An 18,214-nucleotide genomic window follows, 5' to 3' on the forward strand; every position below is an offset into this window, starting at 1 on the left:
CCAGGGGAGATTAATGCATAACCGAAGTGACACATCATCGCGGCTGCCCGCCGGCAAGCATTTTGCCGTCACCTGGAGCGTGCCTGTGGTGCACGGCGGTAGGACAAACTCCATGCTGCACCGCTCCCGGGCCTTCGCCGCCGAGGGCGGGGCGCCGGTGGAAATTCTCACCTTCGACAATTTCCGCGACTACCCGGACATCCGGAAGACACTCACCGAACAGGGGAAACTGACCGGCGGGGTCACTCTTCGCAACATTTGGGAAGACCTTGCCTCCCTTGCCGGAGACGCTCCCGTTCTCCCGGCGGAGGAACTTACCGGCTTCACTCCGCTCGGCGAGACGGGAACGCCCGTCACCTCGGTGGAAGGCGGCCCGAGCGGGCGGACCCAGAGATTTGCTGCTGACGGCACGACGCTGCTGCAGACGGACTACCTGCGTGAGGACGGATCTCTCTTCCTTTCGGACCGCAACGATGTCGATACCCCGGGCCAGCACGGGGGCAGGTCGCTCACTCTCTGCAATGCCCAGGGTCTGCCGGTGGAGCAGTGGCGTTCATCGTGGGAAATGTACCGGTCCTGGCTGGATCACTTGACTGACGGCCACGACTCGTTCTTCATCGTGGATAACAAGCACGCCGCGACGTTCATGAAGACCTACCGGCGGCCGTCGGCGACCGTCTTTCTGATGGTCCATGATTCCCACCTCGCCACCGCGGTAGACGGGCCGGCCTCGCCGCTCTCGGGTTCCGGCGACGTGGTCGTGCCCCGCTTCGACAACTTCGACGGCGTGGCAATCCTGACCCGGATGCAGGCAGAGGACATCAGGGCACGCGTCGGGGACATCGGCAACATCCATGTCATACCCAACAGCCGAGCGCTGCCCGTCCAGCCCGTGGAAGGCGACCGCGACCCGACGGCCGGTGTGTTGCTGGCCCAGTTGCGGCCCCTCAAGCAGATAGATCACGCCATCCGGGCGGTCACCGACGTGAACCACCGCCTTCAGACAACCGCTACCCTGGGCATCTACGGCGAGGGGGACGAGGGCGCCAGGTTGGAAAGCCTCATCCAGCGGCTGGGCGTTTCCTCCTTGGTCCAGCTCAAGGGCCACACCCATTCGCCGGCCAGGGTGTTCGGCGAATCCTCTTTTTCGCTGCTGACGAGTTCGTCCGAATCCTTTGGCCTGGTGATTCTGGAGAGCATGTCCGCCGGCTGTGTGCCCATCGCCTACGACATCCACTACGGCCCGTCGTCGATCATCACGCACGGCGTCAACGGCTACATCGTTGAATACGGGAATGAGCAGGCACTGGCCGAGTGCGTGGCAGCATTTCTGGGGTTGCCGGCCGAACAAAAGGCCACCATGCGGGAAGCCGCGATTTCCAGGGCCGTCGACTTCTCCGACGCCCCCGTGGTCTCCATGTGGTCCGAAGCATTGACGGCCGCGGCGGCCAGCAAGGCCATCCCCGCCCCGGAACTCCAAGTGGCAGTCACGGACACCGTCTGGGGAACTTGGTCGGACGGGGCCCTCGAGTTGCGGGTAACCGCCCGGCTGACCGCCGAGAGCGATAGCCTCGACGCGGATACGCCGCGTTTCCTGTGCCGACTGAGAATCCGGGGCACCGAGTCCTTCTTCAGGGCGTCCGGCGAGGTGACCGGACACACAGCCGAGGGCGAATTTTCCAGCGTCTTCCGCTTCGGCCCGGACGTCATGCAGGCCCTGAGCGAATATGTCGTCGACGCCACCCTCGAGACCCAACTGCTGGGCCGCCGCGTGTCGTCCCGGCTGCCCTTCCGGGCCCCGGTCCCGAGTCCCATGGATGTCTATGGAACCGTGCACGGCAACCTAAGCCTTCGCCCGTTGAGGCCCGCACCCGCACCCTCAACATCCACAGCCAATGCAGTCTGAGTTTTCGGAGATCGTTATGAATCAGCAGGACGTGCGCGACGACCAGGCCCGCGGCCTTCCGACCCTGCCCGCGGGGTACCACTGTGCCATCACCTGGGGGATACCCACGGAGTACGGCGGCATGACGAATGCCCTCCTGCACCGTTCGCGGGCGTTTATGCAGGAAGCCGGTGTGCCCGTGGATGTCCTGACTTTTGCCTGGTCACTGGACTACGGCGATATCCGTTGCGAGCTCGAAGCCGCCGGTGAGCTGATACCGGGGCTGCGGCTGCGGAACCTCTGGGATGAACTGGGCCAGCTCACGGAGAGCCAGTTGGCGTCGTCGAAACCCGGCAAGAACGTCGTCGGCGAGTTTTCGGCGATCGGCGCGGAGGAGGAGGCCACGGACGAAGCCAGCGGCGGGGTCCTCCGCCGCCGGGTCCGCTATGGCTCCGACGGGAAGACGGTCCTCCAAGTGGACTATTTCCGGTCGGATGGAACCGTCGTGGCCTCCGACCGCCGGGACGTCTCCGTCAGGGGAGTTGAAGGCGGGCGGCTGGTAACCCTGTGCGGTTTCGACGGCCGTCCCGTGGCCTCGTGGAACCAGATCTGGCCGCTCTACCTTTTCTGGCTCGACTGCGTGGTCGAAGGCCGCGAATCCTTCATGATTGTTGACAGCAAGTCGACCGCCAATTTCATGACCCGGTACCGTCGAGACAACGTCGTCACCATGCACTTGGTGCACAACTCCCACATGGCCAGCGGCGCCCTTCCCCCGTACGGGGAGCTCAGCCCGACCCGGCGGTATGTGTTCGAGCGTCTGAGTTCCTTCGACGCCGTGGTCTTCCTGACCGAAAGCCAGAAGAAGGACGTGGACCTGGTCTTCGATAATCCCCGGAACACCTGCGTTATCCCGAACAGCAGATCACTTCCCGCGGTGTCGGACCCGGAAGAGGGCCACACTCCTGAGTTGGGCATCATCCTGGGGAGCCTGACCGGCCGCAAGAGACTTGACCACGCCATCCGCGCCGTGGCAGAGGCGCGAAAGTCCTCTGACGTCGGGTACCTGCTGGAGATCTACGGCCAAGGCTCGGAACAGGCCGCGCTTGCGAAGCTGATCGACTCGATCGGCATGGGGGACCACGTCGCCTTGCGGGGTTACTCCATCGATGCCCGGCAGGAATTCGAACGTGCTTCATTCACTCTCCTGACCAGCAAACTCGAAGGGCAGGGGCTCGTCCTGATCGAGGCCATGAGTGCCGGATGCATCCCCATCTCCTATGACGTTCCGTATGGTCCTGCTGACATCATCCAGGACGGCGTCAACGGGTTCCTCGTGAAGGCGGGCGATATCTCGGCGATGTCGGAGCGGATCCGTCAACTCAGCACCATGGGCGAGGAAGATCTCAAAGACATGCGCCGCGCGGCCGTCGCCCGGGCTCATGCCTTCAATGACGCGATGGTCGTCTCGAAGTGGGGCGCCGCCATGCGGGATGCGATAGAACGAAAGCTGTGGGCCATGCCGGTCACTCCTGCTGCAAAGGTCTCCAGCTAGGCACTAACGGCCCGCGGCTGGCCGGCGCCGCCGTCCGTGATGGCCGGACGGCGGCCGGCCTGCCCTCACACTAGCCTGCGCCAAATTTGCGCCTACCCTGCGTCTCCTCTGGGCCTTGGGTCGATACCATCATCTCGCTGCCTGCCGACGGTTGGTTAGAAAGTACCTGCCAGGTTCTTTCTGAATCGTCGCCGGAAGTTGGACGATGGATCGCTTCGGAACAGAATTCCGGTGACGGTGATCCCCTATTTAAGGGTGTCGGATGCAGACCAAAGGCTTGACCCACGGGCTTCGGAAGTCCGCTACCGCGGTACTCACAGCGCTCCTGCTCCTCGCCAGCCTCGCGGTCGCCCCCGCATCCGTTGCCTACGATCCTGCGTACGCTGTGCCGACCGGATTGAAGAGCACGGGGCAGACGGACGCGACGGTGAGTTTGTCCTGGGACAAGTCGGCAAATGTGCCACGGTACCGGGTGCAGGTGTACACGAAAGCGGACATGAGTGATTCCGTGTACTACCGGTTCACCGAGTCGGCGGTGGTGATACCCGATCTGGTGAAGAGCACGCAGTACAAGTTCCGGGTGCGCGGGATCACTGCCGACGGGCTGATATCACTGACGGCATACTCCGCGGCGGTCACCGCAACGACTGCGGCCGCACCGGTCTACACTGCGCCGACCTATGCGGTGCCGACGGGATTGAAGTCCACGGGGCAGACGGACACGACGGTGAGTTTGTCCTGGGACAAGTCGGCGAACGTGCCGCGGTACCGGGTGCAGGTGTACACGAAAGCGGACATGAGTGATTCCGTGTATTACCGGTTCACCGAGTCGGCTGTGGTGATACCCGGTCTTGTGAAGAGCACGCAGTACAAGTTCCGGGTGCGCGGGATCAGTGCCGACGGACTGGTATCCCTCACGGCGTACTCCGCGGCAATCACCGCGTCCACCACAGCTGCGCCTGCCTACACCGTGCCGACGGGATTGAAGAGCACGGCGCAGACGGATACGACGGTGAGTCTGTCCTGGGACAAGTCGGCGAATCTGCCGCGGTACCGGGTGCAGGTGTACACGAAAGCGGACATGAGTGATTCCGTGTATTACCGGTTCACCGAGTCGGCTGTGGTGATACCCGATCTGGTGAACAGCACGCAGTACAAGTTCCGGGTGCGCGGGATCACTGCCGACGGACTGGTATCCCTCACGGCGTACTCCGCAGCGATCACCGCAACTACTGCCGCCGCGCCCGCGGCCGCCTACACGGTGCCGACAGGGCTGCAGGCAACGGCTACGGGTCCGGACGCCCTCGCAGTGTCCTGGAACCCCGTGGCCAGTGCTCCGGGATACCGGGTGCAGGTTTACAGCAAGTCCGACATGAGCGACTCGGTCTATAAGCGCTTCACGGAGGTCTCCGGTGTCATGACCGGGCTGACTCCCACGACGGTCTATTTCGCCAGGGTCAGGGTCATTGGTACTGCGGGGGAGAACCTCACTTCCTATTCCCCGGCTGTCACGTTCACCACGCCGCCTGTTTCCCCAACGGTCCCAGCAGCCCCTACGACCCCCACGGGTTTCACCGGGACTTCAACCCACCGGACAGTGGACCTGAGCTGGAACCCTGTCCCCAACGCGCCGGGATACCGGCTCGCAGTCGCAACCAAGGCTGATATGTCCGATGCCGCATGGCACCGCTATTACGGGACCAACACTGCGGAACTCCGTGGGCTGAACGCGCTCACCGCCTACTACTTCCAGGTCAGGGTGATTGACGAGGCCGGAACCAGCCTCAGCGCTTACACCCCGGTGCTTAACCTGACCACGAAGGCAGAACCGCCAGCCCCGCCCGCCCTCAGCAACCCGTTGACGGTGGCAAGCTACAACGTAATGTGTGCAAACTGCAGTGCCGAAAGCGACACCACCACCAATGCCCTTCCGTGGTCCGAGCGGCGCACCGCCGTCGTCAACAACATCAAGTCACGGATGCCGGACATTATTGGCGCGCAGGAGGCCTCCCAGGGCTGGCTGAATGAGCCGGGCCAGGCAGGCGGGCTGTCGCAGTTCGAGGATCTTCAGCAGCGACTCAACAACACCGGAGCCAACTACGCGCTCAGCAACACCAAGCGGAATAACTGCATCGACCCCACAACCCCCACCAATTGCGTCTATGCAGACCAGGGAGCTTCCCAGGGGACCCGGATCTTCTACAACGCGGCGACCGTCGAGCTCGTCAGGACGGGCAGCAAAGCACTTCCGCTCGCCAGCGTCCCGGAAAATCCCCGGTTTTTCGCCTGGGCCATTGCCAAGCAGAAATCCACGGGAAAACTCTTCTTCTTCGGCGACACGCACCTTTCCACCAGCAAAGCCGACGGATTCTATGACCTCCGGAAGCAACAGGCGGACGCTATTGTCAGCGTCATCAAGCAGGAAAACACCGCTGGCCTACCGGTCGTGATGACCGGCGACCTCAATTCGAGCAAGTGGCAGAAGCCGTCCAACGCCCCGTACGACGTCTTCACGGCCTTCGGACTCGTCGATCCCCTGGGAAATGACTACTGGGAGGACTTCCCGAGCATGGCGGCCACTGCGGAGAAACGGATCAACGCGCACCTCGACAGCTGGAACGGTTTTGCGACCCTCGCACCGGGTGTGGACAACAAGTCGGCAAACGGCTCCTACATCGATTACATCCTGACGTCCAAGATGCGCGTATCGCAGTGGGAAACCGTGGCCAACATCGACAGCGCCGGCAACTTCACCGGCATCATCCCCTCGGACCACAACATGCTTGTGGCGAAGGTGGGACTGCCCTGACCAGGGGCCACCGTACGGGCGTGCGATAGGGTTGCTGGTGGCCGGACGGCGGCTGCGGCGACTAGCGGAGGAACATGACGGCAATACTCAGGGGCCACGACATACGTGACTACTCGGACGCGAATGGCAACAGCATCGTAGGCGCGCCCGCTTGTTCCCCGGGCGCGTCGATTGAGTTCAAGGGCGCCAATTGCCGGGTCGTCTTCGGGACCGGATCCAAATTCGGCGGCGCGATCGTATTCCACCGGAACAATTCTTCGGTGAGCATGGGAAAGTGGGCTTGGTACCGGGGCCGCATCACCTTGGGACTGGAATGCGCCGTGTCGATGGGGGAGAAATTCTACAGCGGTTTTGATTTGCAGATATCGACGGCGGAGGGCGCGGGCGTTACCTTCGGCGATGACGTACTGATAGCAAATCAGTGCCGCATTCGCGCCGACGATTCCCACCCGATCTACGACGGGGTATCGGGTGAGCGTATCAACCCTTCCCGGTCCATAGCGGTCGGGGACCACGTGTGGATAGGCCAGGAAGTTTTCGTGATGCCCGGCTCAACGATCGGTAGCGGGTGCGTCATTGGGGCGCGGAGTGTTGTCACCAGATCACGCCCCGTCCCGCCGCACACCTTGGCCCTAGGATCCCCGGCGACGGTCCACCGCGAGAAGATCAACTGGGTGCGTACGCATCTCCAAATGAACGAGATTCCGGACAGTGTTCCCTCGATCTTTTCCGCTGATGAATTGGTGGGAAACTAGGCCTGCCGGCCGCCAGCGGAGGATGATCTTGTCGCCGTGAGGTGCCCGGCACTACGGAGCGTCGGTGGGCTCCTGGCTCCGCGCATAGAGATTATTCAGGACACCGAGAAGTGCGTGGCCGGTGGCGCTCGCGTCAGCACCGAGCGGAACACGGGCGATCAAATATTTTCCCGATCTTAGAACACAGCCGGTGCGCGCAACTACCCTCTGCAAAATCTCATGCCCGTCTGCAGCCCTTGTATGCATCTTGACAATGATGTCGTCATCGTCAGTCAGAACAATATCGATCGCAACTTTCCGGCCGCTCCACTCCATGTCCACCACCAGGCAACGGGACGTATAGAACCACAGCTTTGTTGCCTGCGGGGCTACCTTCAGACCTTGTTCGAGCGTCAGGCTGATGGCAGCCAGGCTTGGGGGAGGGGTGAAGCTAAGGGGCCGGTCACGTCCAACGTGATGGTCGTTCTGAACCTGCTGGCGCGGCATTGAAGGGCTGCAATTCTCTCTGTGAACCGGAATGAAAAATGAACCATCGTTCAAGCCTTCTGGCGGCGGATTCCGCGGGCAAATAGGAAGCAGATAATCCTGCCAAAGGCAGCTAGGCGGAGCCGGGCAGAAGTCCACCGAATTTTTGCCCGAGTTTGAAGTGCCGGTCCCTGTGGCCACTGCCATCAAAGCCGAAGCCGTTGGAGTCCTCGCCGAAGCGTGGAGAAAGGCCTTCGGCCAGTATTCCCAAGAGCGAAACAACGAACGGAATGTTGTAGTGAAGTGTCTGCAGATGGTTGCGGGCTAAATCCGAAGCAGTCGATAGGAGGCTGAAATTCGAATATCTACGAAAATGGGGCAGCACATCATCCAGATAGTCGATGCAATGGGGATCATAGGGGGACGTGATCAGGTAAACATTGCGCGCTCTGTTGGGATCGGACCGAATCCGGTCTGGAACTAAATTGTTCAACCAGTCGACGTCGTGTTTCTCAGTGCTGCCACTCATATACCTGATGATTTCTGTTCGCTTTCGATTCAACAGGTACGAACCAATGGCCAATTGGGGGGTGAGAGCCAGGATGTTTTTCGCATCACATCTTATTCCCAGTCTGAGCGCCGCCGAACCGCCCTTCGACATGCCCACCATGGTGCAATCGTTGCTGCTGAGGTGCAAACTCCCGATAACTTCCTCTATGAGTTGCGCGACCGACTCTTCAATTTCAAAATTGCGCCCTTCGGCCAGGTAATAGGAATACTCCGCGCCGAACGTGTCGTAAATCCACAATAGATTGGCCCTGTTGTGGGCGAGCAGGGGGCCATCGTGGTCAAAGTCCAGCCAGTTCATCTCGGCCCGGATGGACGTGAAGATCACGATGATATGCCTGGCGCCCTTCCGTGCTGGCCGAAACTTGAAGTGCACCGGCCGCGGCGAAGCAATGTAAGGACTGACCAACTTCATGCGGACGTCTCATTCTTTTGGGGACCCGGGATTCCTGAGTGATCGCCGCAGCCGTCAGGGGCTTGGGGACTGGGACTAGCTGATGGCAAGGTCTCTGCTGCCCAGATTACGCGTCAGGAACTGATTGAGCGCACTCTCAACGTAGTCCGAAGGCTCGAAGCGTTCACGGGGGATTGTGCCTCGCCCGGCGGCTGCCAATCCTCCAAGAAGTCCGTCCTCGGAATTTTCCACGATCAGGCCGAAACGGTCCTGCAGGACATCCCGGGGCCCGGGCATTTCAGTGCAGATGATCGAAAGACCCAAAATCATGGCCTCAAATAAAACCATGGGCTGGCCTTCATGGAGAGAGGACAGGACGAAACACTGTGCGCGTTGCAGCGCCGGGTACGGATTCTGGCGCTGTCCGGCGAGCCAGATGTATCCGGAAGCCTTTTGCCGGAGGATCAGTTTCTCAAGCTCATAGCGCAGAGGACCGTCGCCGATGATCATGAGCTTGGCCCCGGGATTGGAGTCGTGGAACCGGACAAAGGCCCGGATCAGCTTTCGATGGTCCTTTTCCGGGGACAGCCGACCAATCGTGACGAAGTTGTAGGGTCCGGTTTCGTACCATTCGGCAATGTCGTGGTCCAACGGTTCGGCGGCTCCCGAGTGGACCCTGTCCGGATCAATCTGGTTGTCGCAGTGCGTGAAAGCTTCGCGGTCCAAGGCGTATGGGACCGCCAGCTCGCGTCGGTTCTTGTCAGAGACGCTCGAGGCCACGGAGATGAGCGCATCGAAGTCCCGGTAGAGACGGAAGATGATTTCCAGCACGGGGAACTTCATGAGTTTTTCGTTGGCCATGTCGTTATGCATGTAAATCGACCTGTGGGCCCCGTCCGGACTGTAAGCGATCAGACTTGACCAGAACGGCGCATAGCCGTCGAATTCGATGACTGAGTCGAAAACGCTGTCGCTGAAAATGCGCCGGAATTCACGCTTGAACGATGAGCGGTAGATCTTCCACTGAGCCTCGGAGGGCAGGTCCAGGGTCGCCGTCAATTTTCGGGAAATCCAGCGTTCTTCCGGGGTGTGGGATTGGACACCCGTCCTGCCGATTATCTGGACATGGCTCGGCAGTTCATTGAGCTTCTTCATTCGTGCCGGGTCGGCTGCCAGAACGGCCGGTTCGACCACCAGTACGGCGCGGAAGCGTGATGTGTCCAGGCTGGCGACCAGGTTTCTGAAGGAGGTCGCAATACCGTTGGGAAGGAGACCATGGTGGAACAGGAGAGTGGTTTTCTCGTCCGCAGGACCTTCGGCGAGTCCATCCGGGTCGTCTTCGAAGAAGAACCGGGCCACCCTCTTCGCGGCTTTTCCATCCTCTTGCGGGCAGAACTGGTTCCGGGCGGTGAGATACTCCGGATCGGATTCCGGATCGGCCCTCAGCGAAGACCGGATGCCTGCGGCGAGTCCCGACCTTTCCCGAACCACGGTGCCGGGCATCTGCTGCATATCGAAGTACAGGCCACGGTTTTCTGCGTAGTCTTCCAGATCGAAGGCGTAGAAGACGATGGGCCGGCCCGTTGGAAGGAAATCGAAGAAGATGCTCGAGTAGTCCGTGACGAGTAGATCAACCGCGGCAAGGAGGTCATTGGTATCGATGTCACCGGGAACGACCGAAGTGCCGGCGTCGAATCCGGTCAGCAGGCCCTCCGTGAGGCGGTGGGCTCGGAAGAACACGTGGTGGTCCGCTCCGCGCATGGCGTCCAGGTCGTCCCTAAGCCTGACGGCGTCGACGTGCCGGTCGTCCGAGGCGCCGCGCCACGTGGGTGCGTAAAGAACCACCGGTTTCTGGTCATCCGGAGAGATCCCCAGCCTCTTGCGCAGTTCACGGCGTTTGGACTCACCAGCGTTGACCAGGCCATCAATCCGCGGAGAACCCGTGACCGCGATCTTGCCCCTGAATAGACCCTCGATGTCGTGTCGTTGGATCAGGGCCTGCGAGGTGTGCTGGTTCGGACTCATGATGTGGGTTGACTGCAGAAAGTTCCTGGCAATGTTGGCATGGGCGACCGGGCCGCCTGCCATGTCCCGGCCCAGCGTTTTCAACGGCGTTCCGTGCCAGGTGTTGAGGTATCTTTGTCCATCTTTGCGCACAAAATACGGCGGAAATGACACGTTATTCACGAGGTGTCCGGCCGCGGACAGGACTCTCTTGTACAAGTCCGAATTTGTCTGCACGAACCGCACATTCTTGCGGCCGCGGAGACGGTCGGGGATGTTGTCCTCGTTGTTGATAGCCCAGTAGTGACTGAAGTCCTGGTATCGGGGATCTGAGCAGACCTCGTCGAAGACTGCCAGCGGGTGGCATCCTATGGACGCGCCGTGGTTGCTTTCCCAGAGGATGGTCTTCGGCTCAAGAGGGAGGGTCTCGTAGTACTCAACGTACTCCAGGCTCGTCTTCTGCGCCTTGTTCTTCACGTAGCTGTCGACGTCTATGCCGTCGGAGGTCTTAAACAGGCGCATCTGGCGGAATGCGTCGCAGGCGGCGCTGAACGCCCCGCTCTGGTGGCGTGCTGCGCCCAGCTGGTAAAACTTGCGTGGATCGAGTTTGTTGCTCCGCGCGGCGACGTCTGCAAAGGCGGACCCAGCGGTATCCCATTCGCCCAACTGCGCAGCGAGCTGGCCGACACGCTGCATCACCTCGATGGACTGCGTGGCGGCCAGGCCGGGCAGCCTTTGGTCAAGCACGTTCTTGAGGTAGCGGCCGTCACTGCCCGATACATCGATCGGGCTGTCGGCGGGTGATCCCGGGTGCGGGTAGGTCGCTGAGGCCAAGTAGAAGTCGCAAGCCTCCTTAGCCCGTCCGGCCGTCTCCAGCGCGTAGCCGGCCCGGTAGGCCCAGTATTTCTTGGAGTCATCCAACCGCCATGCATGTCCATACGCCTCGGCAGCCTGCGGCCACTGGAGGGTGCGTTCACGGGCCAGCCCCAGTTTGTAGTGCCAGTACGCGACGTCCGGTTGGAGGATGATCGCGTACTCGTATGCGTCCGCCGCTTCAGCCCAGCGGTAGCAACGGTCGAAAGCAAGTCCGACCCGGTAGGCAACTTGGGCATTGGCCGGGTGTCGGCGAAGATGGGCTTGATAATGGCCCAGCGCCTCAGTCCACTGGCCCTTCTTCTGGAAGAACGCACCGATTCCGACGGTGTCCGACTTCAGGTTCTTATCGTGAAGTACGGCCTGCGCATATGACTCCTCGGCTTTCTGCGCCTCGCCACTGAGTTCATATGCGTGCCCGGCGTAGAAGTAGCATTCCGCGTTGCCGGGACGCATCACGCTGGCTGCCGCATAACTTGCCGCCGCGTCGACGTAGCGATTCATGCCGTACTGGGCGGCGCCAAGCTGGACTACCCACTCCACACTGGCTTCGTGGGCGTCTCTTCCGGCTGCCAGAACCTGCAGTTGCTGCCACAACGGGCCCTTGTTCTCCCGAAGCCGCTCGAGCTTTTCCGAGTGGTAGTCGGGATTCCAGTGCTGTGAGCGGGCGAGCGCACCCTCTGGATCGGCCAGGTCAGAGGCCGCCTGAGCAGCACGCAGCCGGAGCTGCCAGCGCTCCCGATGCGGCTCGAGATCCAGCGCAGCCCTGTAGCTTCCGGCAGCCTCGGCAAAGAGTCCCAGCTGCTCTTGGACGAAACCGAGGCGGTAATGCCAAGTAGCCGGATGGGGATTCCAGCTGATTGCCATGCGCAGAAAATCCTCCGCTTCGGTCCACTGCCTGAGGTGGAAGTGCGCATGCCCGAGACGGAAGGCCAGCTCTGCGTCGGGACCCTCCGCGGCGTCGAGCATGGCCGTGTACACCTCGACGGCGGCGGTCCAGTCTTTCCGCTCCTCAAGAAGTAGTCCGTGTTCGATTGCCTTGTGTGCGGAGCTCATGCTGTTTACTGCGTCCTAATGTTGTTGCTGGAAATGTGGCAGGGCTGGCTGGCGCCTGGCAATGTTTGCTTCGTTGGTGCGCCCTCGGCCGCTTAGCCCTCCGAGGGCGACGATGGCTGGCCCGAACCAAGCGCCAGCGGACGCTCCGCGCCGTCCGGCCACAGCGCATCAAAGACACGGCTGGTGGCGTCGCCGTCGCAGTACGGCGCGAACATCTCGACGAACGCAGCATACTTGGGCTCGTAACGGCGGGAAACCGACGAGATGTTCTTGATGGACCGCACTACTTCCTCGGTGGTGTTATGCAGCGGGCCGGGGGCCGTTTCCTCCAGATCGAAGTAGAAGCCCCGGGTCTCGTCCCGGTACTGGGCGATGTCCGGCGTCAGGAAGATGATCGGTTTGCCGGTCACGCAGAAGTCGAACATGACGGACGAATAATCGTTGACCAGGATGTCCGCGGCCGTGTACAGGTCGTTGACTTCCGGGTACTCGGTCACGTCGATGACAAATTCGTTCGCCGCGGTCTGCCGCTGGCCGGCGATGTTGTGATGCCCGCGGAGGAGCAGCACGTAGTCGTCGCCCAGCTGCTGCTGCGCCTTCTCGAAATCGAGGTAAGTGACCATTTCGTATTGCCGCGAGGCGTTCTTGGCGTCGTCGCGCCAGGTGGGGGCATAGAGAATCGCGGTCTTTCCCTCGGGAATGCCGAGCCGGCGGCGGATTGCGGGCCGGTCCTGCTCCATCCGCTCGCGGGTCAGGCTGTCATTGCGGGGATAGCCGTCGGCGACAACACGCCCGTCAAAGCCAAAGCACTTGGCCAGAACGCCGGCCGCGTAGTCGTTCTGGGCCAGGAGGGCATCCCAGTACTCGGCCTCCCGCCCCATGAGGTTCCAGTAGGACAGCGAGAAGTTCGTGCGGGCGACGTCGTTGCCGAGCTTCTTCAAAGGCGTCCCGTGCCAGGTCTGGATGTAGACCTGTCCCTCACGCTTGCGGAAGTAGAACGGGAAGTTGTTGTTGTTGATCAGGATCCTGGACTCGGTCAGGAGCTGGTACCAACGCCGGGATCCTATGAGCACCGGTTCGGCTCCTGCGGGCACCGGCACCGAGAAGTCAGCAACGGCCCAGTACATCGGCCACTGGCTGCCCCGGCGCTGGAATTCCTCCAGCAGGCGCCGCGGGCTGTCCGTGGCGCGCCGTCCGCCGAAGCACATGAACAGGATGGCGTCCTTCAGTTCCGCCTCCCCGCCCACCGTGACCGGGGTGCGGAGCAGCTGCTGGCCGAACCGTCCCACCTCATCCGCCGCCAGGGGCGGCCGAAGGTGGATCGCCAGGGCGGCGTTCTTGGGGGTGCGGCTTACTCCGACTTCCACCCGGTCGGCCGCTATCCGCCGGGGCATCTGGGACTGCAGCCCGGACGACGCCGGGATCCAGTACCCCTGGTGGTCGGCGACCCCCGGGGCGACGAAGCGCACGCTGTACGCGCCGGCCTCGGGCATCACTTCCTCGCCGTCCCACGGGTTGTGGGGGAGCAGGAAATCGGCGGTGAACGCGTTGCTTCCGTTATTGGTCCGCACCGTCAGCGCAGCGTCCGTTGCGGGGATGACTGCCTTCCCGCTGGAGAGGACGAAACGGGGAGCATGCATGACCGGCAGATCCGCAGTGCCCTCGATCCGCAGGGTGCGCTGATCCGCTGACACCTCCACGGAGGAGGCGATAACGCGGGTCCTGCGCTCCTTCAGGGTCACAAACCCGTAACCGGTCAGACCCAGCCTGAGGCTCCGGGTCTGGTCGGACTGGGCCTCCAGCTCCGAAGAGCCTTCCGGCCAGGCAACCGGCTGGGGTGTCTTGAAACCGCTGTCCAGGCGCAGTTGCCACTCGTACTCGGCTGTCGCGGCGGCACCTGGTGCCAGGTCGGGCACGTCGATGGCGTACAGCGCCCGGGCGCCCTCCACGCTCAGGCAGGTGGCCGTGGCGCGGATACCGAACTTGAGCGACTCGAGGGAGACCTTTGCGGCCACCGGGGCGGAATGCGCTTCCACTGCCAGCTTCAGGGTCCGCCCCGCCAGTTCCAGTGAGGTGGCAACGTACAAGGGCTTTACCGGCACAAAGGTCAGGCCGGTCGTGGCGGGACGCATTTCCACGGCCATCCGGGATGTGTCCAGCAGGGGGCCCACAGGCAGTGTCCCGGTGGAACCGTTGGCGTCCCGGCGCGTCAGGGGCGCCTCGAAGCTCCTGCCGGCGGCAGTGACCGTCAGAACCACATGCCACTCGGCGGGGCCGCCGGCCCCGGGTCCTTCCAGCATCGCAGCCGGGTCAATGACGGTACGGAAACCGGCATCGGCGTAGGAGGTCCAGTTGTCGTTGGATTCCCAGTCGATGGACTGGTCCGTGTGGCGCTGCACCGCCAGCGGGACTACTCCGCCGTCGGCGTTGACCAGGGACACCCCGATCGAAAGGTTCCCCTCCACGGGATCCACGGAGGAGATGTACGCGTGACCGCCGATTTCCAGCCGGCCGTCAGCCTGCCAGGCGAAGTGCGTCATCTTGCTGACAAACCGGAGGTCGAGCTCGCGGCAGGGCAGGAGTTCCGGGTCGTAGTGGGAGAGCTCGACCAGATACTTGGGTTGCGCCAACAGCCCGTCCCCGGTGACCTGGGTGGGGAAGCTGGAGTTGTAGTCGCTCCGGTGGTTGCAGATCCGGACGACGTCCTCCCGCCGGTCCGCGAGGACAGCCGAGAGGATCAGTCGGTTGTGGATTCTGATGCCGTCCCAGTCCAGTTCCAGGCCTTCACTGAGGCGGCGGACCGCGGTGTGGAGCGTGTCCCAGAAAGCCTGATCGGTGCGGGGGACCACTTCATAGAAGCGGAAGAGGCCGTTGCCCAGTTCCTGCGAAAGCACCCGCCGATAGGCTTCCGGGTCCAGTGTGGGGCGCAACCTGGCGGTGAGGGATTCAAGCCTGGCGAGACGGTCCTCCAGGTACTGCATCTGGCAGAGGAGCTCGCGTGCCAGGGGGCGGACAGAGGCGTCCGCGGAAGTATTGACGACCTTGAGGTCAAGGATGTCGAAGGATTCTGCCCGGGAGTAAAGGGTGGGAACCGCCTCGTACTGCCAGTGCTCACCTCCGGTCGATATATCGGCGGTTGCTGACGTCCAGAACTCCCGCCCAAACACCTTGTTGGCGAGGGCACCGTCACGCAGAATCGCCGGAAGCTCCGAAACAGCCGCGGCCGGCCGCGGCTCTGCATGGATGTCCCGCTGCCATACCGGCGTCGAGCTGATCTTGCCCTTGACGATTCCGGTCATACCGACGGCGAAGGACGAACCGCTCGTCCGCAGCGACCGGAGCATAGGATCCAGGCTGGCCTTTTCGATCATGTCCCCGGCAGCAAGGAACATCAAAAAGGGGGCGTGGCTCTGCGCGACGGCGTGGCCACGGGCTGCCTCTTCACCGGAGCCTGCAAGCGCGAGGTACTTGACCCGACCGTCGCGCTTCGCAAACTCCCGGACCTGCGCTCGGCCGAGACCGGCCAGGGAGGTGTCCACGACAAACATTTCCAGGGCGGCCGGCTCCTGGCCCACCAGGCTCCGCAACGTCGCGGCGGGATCGCCGGCGTCCTCTGTCAGGAGGACGACAACGGCGAGCTGGGGCCGCTGCAGGGCTGCCACGGGCTTCGCCGCGGCGGTTCTCTGGAGCTTGGCCACGCTGGCCGGGTGCGCCACCTTGCGGATCTGCTTCCGCTGCTCCGGGGGCAATGCCCGCCACACACGCCGGAGATTTCTCTCGGCGGCAGCTTTCAACGCAGCTATAGCTTGGCTCTGCTTGGGACCTGGCATTCTTGGATTCGCTTCCCTCGTCCGGATCCAACCGGTGGTTGTCACTTCAATTTCAATTGCTGCAAGTCATTGGTCGTTCCGGGCGCAGTGGCTCGGCGCATTCCGTCAATACTGGCACGTCACCTCATGGTGCCGTTCGTGGTGCCAGCGTCAAAAGGGTTTCCGCAATACCAGGTCGACGTTCTGGTCCCCGGCGGATCCCATCACCTCGGCGGGGTCGAGGCCGGGCCGGTTCAACACCAGCTCAAGGCTCAAGGCGGCCATGGATGCCGGACTGTGAGGTCCGTCATGGAGCACACTCTCCGGAGCCGAATGGTCCACCAGTGTTGCGGCAAGGGACAGTGTTCCGTCGCCGTTGTCCATGAGCTCAAGCACTCTCGACTGCTGCGGATAGTCAATGAGCGACGCTGTCGTGATTTCCCAGAATCCACCGAGGTCAAATTCGGATTCGTGCGGTGTCACCTGGTGTTTGTGCGTGTGGCCGTTCAGCCAGGCCACCACGTTCGGAAACCTGGAGATGAGCCGCAGCACCGCTGAACGGTCCAGGGGAGGTTCACCGTCGTCCGGCGAACGCGTGGCCTCGTCAAAGTAAGGCAGCGGGTGATGGCTGAACAAGACCACAAGTCGATCTTCAACAGTCCTCACGGTGAGTTTGCCCTTCGGATCGTAGGACTTCGCCGATACGCCCTCAAGTTGCTCCTCCAGCCACGCCGCCTGGGCGGCGTCAAGCACTGCGCCGCCGCCGCCGTCCGGGCTAGCCGTGTTCAGCATGACGCCGACAACCTGCGGTGAGATGTCAAAGGTGTAGTACGGCTGGCCTTCGGGACGGCGGCCGGCGGCCGCGCCGGCGTGCCCGCCGTTGCCTGCAATGGAATCCATGAAGTCTTCCTTGCTGAACTCGCGGCGGAGTTTCGAAGCCTGCACCTTTCGCGAAGGCATGGACGCCATGAGGGCCCGGCGTTCGTTCGCGCTGGACTCATTGACTTCTTCCCAGAAGTCCAATTCGTCGATGCCGGGGGGCAGCCGCATCGGAAGCCGGTCGCCGACGCGGAGAGTGTCGACGAAGTCGGTTTTCGCTGAAACTGGATCCCCGTCTGAACGCCCGGCCTCATCGTGGTTTCCGACGCCGATATACCAGGGGAAGTCCGAGCCCTCGGCGTCTACCGGCCTGATGGCCGCCTCGAGGAGTCCAGGCACAGTGGGATATCCGTGTACGGCTTTCCAGTCATCCCGGGGCGCCAGCTCAGGTTCCGGTTCCGGATGCCAGATGTTCTGGGACAGTTCGAGGGGGGCCGGTCCATGATCCTGGACACCCTCGTACGTGTCGGCCGGGTGGGATGTTGCCGGAGCGCCCTTAAACACACTGACCGCGGCGGACAATTCGCTGAGGGCGAAGGCGTTGGTGAGATCCCCCGTGGTGACGAGGCAATCCAGAGGTCGTCGGCTGATGGGGCCCAGTCCGACGGCGTTGAGCTTTCGGACCGTCGCGTCCAGCACATGAACGGTGAGCAGGTCCTGCGGCCGGAACAGCCCGGAGACGGGGAACCCGTCAGCGAAATCGAAGTACTGCCAAAAGAAGGACAGCCGCCCCGGGTTGGCCGCGTCGAGAACGTGACTGTCCGTCAGGTGCCCAAAAGCGGCCAGCCCCGTCCGCTGGCCGTTGGAACTGCTGTTGCGCGCGCACAGCTCCTCGCGGACCTGGGTTGCGAGGGCCGGACCTGGGGCAAGGAACCGGTAGGGCAGCCGGGACGCACGCTGGGGTCCGAGGACAACCGTGGCGTCCAGGGTTGTCAGCGATGAGACAGGAGAAGATCTCAGGTGTGAGCCGCCGCCGGCGCCTGCCGGGCCGGTGGAGTCGGACAAGCCCAGCAGGGTGACTCCGGTCGCGCCGGCGAGAGACCACTTGATGGCCTCCCGTCGCGATACTTGCATCCTGCCGTTTTGTCGCACGTGCTGGTGTGGCCCTTTGCTGTTGGAGTCGGCGGGGCAATCGTCAGGCCTGGTGTCCAAACGGTCGCCGT

At 62.6% G+C, this 18,214-nt stretch carries 9 protein-coding genes; 4 read left to right on the top strand and 5 right to left on the bottom strand.

Features of this window, described 5'->3' with window-relative positions:
• The first annotated feature begins 112 nt into the window (after positions 1-112).
• The 4 genes from J2W14_RS11310 to J2W14_RS11325 all read left to right on the top strand — a co-directional run bounded on the left by J2W14_RS11310 (position 113) and on the right by J2W14_RS11325 (position 7,004).
• Entirely contained in the window at positions 113-1,906 is a 1,794-nt protein-coding gene (locus J2W14_RS11310) for a glycosyltransferase (RefSeq protein WP_307462461.1), read from the top strand.
• Between the two features lie 16 nt (positions 1,907-1,922).
• Complete coding sequence (locus J2W14_RS11315) at positions 1,923-3,440, top strand: glycosyltransferase (protein ID WP_307462463.1); 1,518 nt, start codon at positions 1,923-1,925, stop codon at positions 3,438-3,440.
• A 262-nt stretch (positions 3,441-3,702) separates the two neighbouring features.
• Positions 3,703-6,249 carry a fibronectin type III domain-containing protein gene (locus J2W14_RS11320; RefSeq protein WP_307462465.1) on the top strand — a complete coding sequence of 849 codons (2,547 nt, stop codon included), beginning with the start codon at positions 3,703-3,705 and terminating at the stop codon, positions 6,247-6,249.
• A 74-nt stretch (positions 6,250-6,323) separates the two neighbouring features.
• Complete coding sequence (locus J2W14_RS11325; protein ID WP_307462467.1) at positions 6,324-7,004, top strand: acyltransferase; 681 nt, start codon at positions 6,324-6,326, stop codon at positions 7,002-7,004.
• Positions 7,005-7,055: 51 nt separating this feature from the next.
• Here J2W14_RS11325 and J2W14_RS11330 read toward each other — a convergent pair whose 3' ends face one another.
• The 5 genes from J2W14_RS11330 to J2W14_RS11350 form a co-directional block, all read right to left on the bottom strand.
• Entirely contained in the window at positions 7,056-7,544 is a 489-nt protein-coding gene (locus tag J2W14_RS11330) for a hypothetical protein (RefSeq protein ID WP_307462469.1), read from the bottom strand.
• A 58-nt stretch (positions 7,545-7,602) separates the two neighbouring features.
• Complete coding sequence (locus J2W14_RS11335; RefSeq protein ID WP_307462470.1) at positions 7,603-8,451, bottom strand: hypothetical protein; 849 nt, start codon at positions 8,449-8,451, stop codon at positions 7,603-7,605.
• Between the two features lie 75 nt (positions 8,452-8,526).
• Positions 8,527-12,363, bottom strand: coding sequence for a CDP-glycerol glycerophosphotransferase family protein (locus J2W14_RS11340; protein WP_307462472.1), 3,837 nt, complete (start codon positions 12,361-12,363; stop codon positions 8,527-8,529).
• A gap of 92 nt (positions 12,364-12,455) precedes the next feature.
• On the bottom strand, positions 12,456-16,124 hold the full coding sequence (locus tag J2W14_RS11345) for a CDP-glycerol:glycerophosphate glycerophosphotransferase (protein WP_307462473.1): 3,669 nt from the start codon (positions 16,122-16,124) through the stop codon (positions 12,456-12,458).
• Between the two features lie 219 nt (positions 16,125-16,343).
• Positions 16,344-18,125 (bottom strand): hypothetical protein, encoded by a 1,782-nt coding sequence (locus tag J2W14_RS11350; protein WP_307462475.1) that lies wholly within the window; start codon positions 18,123-18,125, stop codon positions 16,344-16,346.
• Positions 18,126-18,214: the final 89 nt, after the last annotated feature.

Origin of the sequence: Pseudarthrobacter oxydans, from assembly GCF_030812335.1 — a bacterium.
In the GTDB taxonomy this organism is placed as follows: Bacteria; Actinomycetota; Actinomycetes; order Actinomycetales; family Micrococcaceae; genus Arthrobacter; species Arthrobacter oxydans_B.

Excerpts from the sequence above, each read along its gene's own strand:
- J2W14_RS11310 (WP_307462461.1), top strand. The coding sequence starts at position 113 with ATGCTGCACCGCTCCCGGGCCTTCGCCGCCGAGGGCGGGGCGCCGGTG.
- J2W14_RS11315 (WP_307462463.1), top strand. The coding sequence starts at position 1,923 with ATGAATCAGCAGGACGTGCGCGACGACCAGGCCCGCGGCCTTCCGACC.
- J2W14_RS11320 (WP_307462465.1), top strand. The coding sequence starts at position 3,703 with ATGCAGACCAAAGGCTTGACCCACGGGCTTCGGAAGTCCGCTACCGCG.
- J2W14_RS11325 (WP_307462467.1), top strand. The coding sequence starts at position 6,324 with ATGACGGCAATACTCAGGGGCCACGACATACGTGACTACTCGGACGCG.
- J2W14_RS11335 (WP_307462470.1), bottom strand. The coding sequence starts at position 8,451 with ATGAAGTTGGTCAGTCCTTACATTGCTTCGCCGCGGCCGGTGCACTTC.
- J2W14_RS11340 (WP_307462472.1), bottom strand. The coding sequence starts at position 12,363 with ATGAGCTCCGCACACAAGGCAATCGAACACGGACTACTTCTTGAGGAG.
- J2W14_RS11350 (WP_307462475.1), bottom strand. The coding sequence starts at position 18,125 with ATGCAAGTATCGCGACGGGAGGCCATCAAGTGGTCTCTCGCCGGCGCG.